This is a genomic window from Planktotalea sp., assembly GCF_039984035.1.
Taxonomy (GTDB): Bacteria; Pseudomonadota; Alphaproteobacteria; order Rhodobacterales; family Rhodobacteraceae; genus Planktotalea.
On the sequence record NZ_JBDWVM010000484.1, the window covers coordinates 1 to 4,874 of the forward strand.

Consider the following 4,874-nt stretch of genomic DNA (forward strand, 5'->3'; position numbering starts at 1 on the left):
GTTTCCCACCTGACTGGGGACCAAGTTTTAAGGTTGATGGTCCCCAACATGCGCAATTATCAATTAACTGACAAAGGGTTCCCAAATTTGATGTTTTGAGTTGTGCACAGCTTGATTACATTGTCGGATGTATCAACGTCAGCCAACGTAGCGTTGTGATGTGCAATGATCTGATCTTGGCGCAGCCCGCCCGCGTCACCTGTACAGTGTCCATCAGCCAACAACATGACATCAAACCCAAGCGTCACGGCGCGGCGCACGGTGGTGTCGACACAATACTGCGTCATGCATCCGCCAACGATCAACCTTGTTGCGCCACATTGGGTCAGTCGCGCCAACAAGTCCGTCTCATGAAAGCTATCGCACGCCGTTTTGTGTACGACGATATCTCGATCTGACGGTTGCAAACTTGGCACGATGTCCCAACCTTTTGAGCCAACCTCAAGCCTATGATCAGGCGGACCATCATTTTGTACGAGGACTGTAGGCACACTATGCTTTGCCGCGGTGGCTTTAAGCACTGCCAAACGCGCCACCATCTCATCGAAGTACTGCTTCACTGCGGGCATACGGTCGGGCGCGGCAGAGCCATCTAAAATTGCTGTCTGCACGTCTATGATTAATAATACATCTGTCATTTCAATCTCCTGATGGTTTGGGTCGCGCGCGGTATGCTGCATAGGTCTTGAGGCCGGGATGCCGCTTTACTGCCTCCCATGCTCGCATGATGTCGGCACGGGGGACGCCTGCATTTGCAGGATCCGCCTGAAAGTCGGTGATAAAGTTGTTCATCCGTGCGGACGGAATTTGCGGCAGCCGCCCGTCTGTTTGCATCAAAGCCATCAGCCGATCGGCAAGCATCTGGTAGGTAAAGCGCGTTTTCCGGCCTTGTTGCTGTCGCCGCCAATCGTTCAACCAATACCATTGACCGGACTTTGCTTTGGTGCCGGGCGCATATGCTTCGACCAGCGATAGCAGGAATGCTTTGGTACGTTTGTCCCCAACATAGTTCTCCACCACAGTTGAAGCGATCAGATCATCCCGTACCTGTTGTGACTTTCGCGGTGATGTGATCTCGGCTTGCGGCACAACCCCAGTCGTCAGGAACGACCTGATTAGACCCTCCAGTTCCGTCTTACGCAGGTTGCCCGTTTTAATCCCGATGTTCTTGGCAAAGGCCTTGATCTCAACTGCATAGAAGTACCCATCATCGAACGCTTCGGGCTTCATCTGTTTGGAAAGAACGGTCATGTGTTCGCCTCTTGATTGGGCGCATTGGAGGGTCGTGTTACGATGATACCACCGGTCACAATCAGGGTCCCGCCAAACAGGGCCAACAGTGTTGGGACCTCATTGAAGGCCACCCATCCCAGTAATGTCGCAAAGATGATCCAGCTATAGCTGATCGGGGCGAGGCGTGATGCGTTTACAAGGCGGTACGCCTTGATATTGAAAAACTGGGCGGCAATCGCGATTGGGCCGACGATAACAAAGGGCGCAATGGCCCATTGCAACAGGTGGCCCAAGTTAAATGTCACAGCGCAGATCAGCATCATGATCAGTGCCCCAAAGCCATTCACATACAGCAAAACCCCAACCGCGTGTTCGTGCCGCGCAAGCACTTTGATGTACAGTGTTTCAATCGCAATAAAGACGGCCCCAGCGAATGCAGCAAGAGCGCCTATTTGGTTCGTCGCGCCCAGATTATCCAGATCAAGCGTCTGGGATATGATTAACAGCGCACCAAATGCAGAAATTGCGCAGGCCACCCAATGCCGCATCTGTATGACTTCTTTCAAAAACACACCCGCCAGCAGGATCACGACCATTCCCTGCGTTAATCCAATCGATGTAGCGTAAGCCACGGGTATCGTCGCTGCGGCATGAACTGCGCAGATACCGCCCATGGCCCCGAACGTGGCTCGTAGTAAGTGCTGGGATGGCCTTGGCGAACGGATCTCATGGAATGGGATTTTCGCGCAGATCACGGCTATTACTGTGGTAAGAAACCCGCCCGCATAGCGGATCGTCATCAACGCAATCGCAGGAAACGCACCGTCCGCGAATTTGCCCATAGCAAAGACAGGCGTGAACAGTGCAGACCCTATCAGGCAAAAGAAAACACCTTTGTAAAACAACTTCCAGCTCCTTCGGTTTCTGACCTAATAAGAGGCGCACAGACCTTTGGACTAGGCATTGAGGTGAATAACACCTATGCATTTAGGCATATGAAAAGATTAGGAGATGCATGGTGAAGTGGGAGGACCTTCAGCTTTTTGAGGCTGCCGCACGGATGCGCGGGATCGCAGCTGCTGCGAAAACCCTGCATATCGGCCAACCCCAGCTTAGCCGTCGTTTGATGCGGTTCGAGGATGTGATCGGCACGCGGCTGTTTGACAGAACGCCGAACGGATTGATGCTGACCCCCGCAGGTGAACGCCTGTTGCCCGTGGCGCAAGAGATGCGTGAGGTCGCGAACAAGGCCGAGCGGATGAAGCCGGAACTTGCATTGGATGCCCGCCGCACCGTGCGCTTTTCCTTAGACGAGGTGCGTGAGCGGTTCATCCTGCAAAATGCGAAAACCCTCAAAGACGCGTTGCCCGGCATCCAGATTGAGGTCTTCTCCTCTCAAGAGCACCTTGACCATGCGGCCCGCGAAACGGACATTCAAATCCGGTCGTGTTTGCCTGAGACAGATACGTTAGTGGCTCGCAAATTAGGGTTTCTAACGTACCGTGTGTATGTAGCCAAATCCTACGAGAGCGGCGAAAACACGGCCCCCATAGACGATCCTAACTGGATCATCATTGGTGCCGCGCGCAGTTGGTATCCCGAAATCACGCAGTGGTTCGAAAGTACGGTCGGACTGCAATCCGCGTTTCGGGTGAATACGCAAACTGCAGTGCTTCACGCTTTGGAGGCAGGTGCCGGCTACGGGATACTACCCGAATTTATGGGCGATGACTCTGACCAGTTACACTGTGTCGAAGAATTTGGTGCCGTCCATGTCTCGCAAGAAAACCTGATCGTGCATCGAGATGTGCTGCGTGATCCGATTGTGCGTAAAACAGTAGATGCAGTGTCCGCACTATATAAAAACAGCCAAAAAGCTAGTTTAGCTAAGAAAACAGCAGCCTGAAGAACCTTTAAACTTGCGTTACACCACCGTGGATCACGGAAACAAACTGATGCGTATCGATGTTGCCGCCACATTGAATGACCCCGACGCGTTTATCTTGCATGACCTAAATCGCGGCCATTCATGCGCCTCGCAGCATCGGTGACTCTGGGCTGATTTTGTTGAAAAGGTCGTTGATTTTGGCGCGTCCGTTTGCGGTATCGGTTTGATTTCGTTCAGATGTCTAAGGCGTACCCGCCGCTTTAACCTGCGGCGAGGAGCATCGGCTTGAGCTTTGCGATTTTCCGAAGGTTTTGGGCGGTGGCAGCGGGTAAACTCGTCTTGAACGCCGCATGGCCCCCGTAATCGGAGCCGTCCGAGGCCAAGGATGCGTTTGAGGTGGGCGAAGAGCATCTCGACCTTTTTTCGTCGCGCCTGAGCCCTGGGATTGAAGTCTGAGGCAGTGCATTGGCGGGCAAAGTCTCTGACGATCTCATATTTATCGCGATGAACCGAACGCGTTTCAGTGTTGGGGCAGCACTTTGCCTTCAGCTCGCATTCTGTGCAGTCCGATTTCAGTGCTCGATAGTTTCTGGATTTCCAAACTGGCGCATTCCGTTTTGGATCAGAATAGGTCCGCCATGTATGCCGCATCTCTTTGCCGTTCGGGCAGATGTACCGATCATTCTCATCATCTCATGTGAAGTCGGAACGCGAGAAGGTTCCGTCGGTGCGTTCCCCCTTGTCCCCTCTCGGCAGATTGCTGTGCAATCGCCTGCCGGGCAATGGAAGACCGGGATGAAGGGGAGGATTTGGCGCTTTAATGCCAGCCAGACCAGAGTGTCGGAAGACCCGTAGGCTGTGTCTGCCGCGATCCAATCGGGTTTCACGCCAAAGCGCTCTTCGGTCCGGTCGAGCATCTTGCGCATTGCGCCCACCTCGGCGGTCTTGTTCGACCGGCTGGCGTCAACGTCCATGATAATTCCGTGATCCGTGTCGATGAGGTAGTTGTCGGAATAGGCAAAGAATGCTGTCCATTGACTGGCGGGATCGGCATGGGCGGTGAACTTGGGTTTGGCAGTGGTCGCCGCACCGAAGGCTTCGTCGTCCAACGTATCGAGGTATTCGCGCACAGCACGCGGTGCATCAGCGTGATCAATCTCGCGCGCGGCCCAATCATCGGGATTGCTCGAGTTCTGCTTCTGGACATCGGCACTGATCAAGCTGGCATCGACCGCGAAGCCCTGACCACCAACCAAGCCTTCCTGCATGCAACGCGCAACCGTCGTCTCGGACACATGGCGCAGCAGATCGCTTTCGCGGAACCGGCCATGACGGTTCTTAGAAAAGCTTGAATGGTCGGGGATGCGGTCCGTCAGATCGAGACGACAGAACCACCGATAAGCGAGGTTCAGATGCACCTATTCGCAAAGGCGGCGTTCAGATCGAATGCCGAAGCAATATCCGATCAAAAGCATGCGGATCAGAAGTTCCGGGTCAATGGAGGGGCGACCGGTATGGCTATAGAAGTCGGCCAAATGCGTGCGGAGGTCAGTCAGATCAACGAACCAATCAATCGACCGCACCAAGTGATCTTGAGGGACATGATCCTCCAGCGAGAACTCGTAGAACAAGGCCGCCTGCGCCTCTTGCCTCGGTCCCATCATCCCCAATCCCTCCGTTCGTTTAGAGAATTGAACAAACAGATCAGGCCTCGATCAAGAGAGAGTTTTTCAACAAAATCAGCTTTTTGCCG

At 53.8% G+C, this 4,874-nt stretch carries 4 protein-coding genes and 1 pseudogene; 1 reads left to right on the top strand and 4 read right to left on the bottom strand.

Translation table 11 applies throughout. The annotated features are described in order from the left end of the window. Positions 1–59: 59 nt before the first annotated feature. Genes ABJQ89_RS21760 through ABJQ89_RS21770 form a run of 3 tightly spaced genes read right to left on the bottom strand, consistent with a single transcriptional unit; the run spans position 60 to position 2,138 of the window. Positions 60–638, bottom strand: coding sequence for an isochorismatase family protein (locus ABJQ89_RS21760; RefSeq protein ID WP_348498246.1), 579 nt, complete (start codon positions 636–638; stop codon positions 60–62). Position 639: 1 nt separating this feature from the next. Beyond that, entirely contained in the window at positions 640–1,251 is a 612-nt protein-coding gene (locus ABJQ89_RS21765; RefSeq protein ID WP_348498247.1) for a hypothetical protein, read from the bottom strand. Beyond that, on the bottom strand, positions 1,248–2,138 hold the full coding sequence (locus tag ABJQ89_RS21770; protein ID WP_348498248.1) for a DMT family transporter: 891 nt from the start codon (positions 2,136–2,138) through the stop codon (positions 1,248–1,250). Before ABJQ89_RS21770 ends, ABJQ89_RS21765 begins: the two co-directional genes overlap by 4 nt. A 113-nt stretch (positions 2,139–2,251) precedes the next feature. Between ABJQ89_RS21770 and ABJQ89_RS21775 the strand changes: the two genes are divergently transcribed. Further along, positions 2,252–3,139, top strand: coding sequence for a LysR family transcriptional regulator (locus ABJQ89_RS21775; RefSeq protein WP_348498249.1), 888 nt, complete (start codon positions 2,252–2,254; stop codon positions 3,137–3,139). 242 nt (positions 3,140–3,381) lie between these two features. Here the strand turns inward: ABJQ89_RS21775 and ABJQ89_RS21780 are convergent. Then, positions 3,382–4,785: pseudogene (locus tag ABJQ89_RS21780) on the bottom strand (IS1182 family transposase). Positions 4,786–4,874 lie beyond the last annotated feature (89 nt).

Coding starts and splice junctions, on each gene's coding strand:
- ABJQ89_RS21760 (WP_348498246.1), bottom strand. CDS start 638: ATGACAGATGTATTATTAATCATAGACGTGCAGACAGCAATTTTAGAT.
- ABJQ89_RS21765 (WP_348498247.1), bottom strand. CDS start 1,251: ATGACCGTTCTTTCCAAACAGATGAAGCCCGAAGCGTTCGATGATGGG.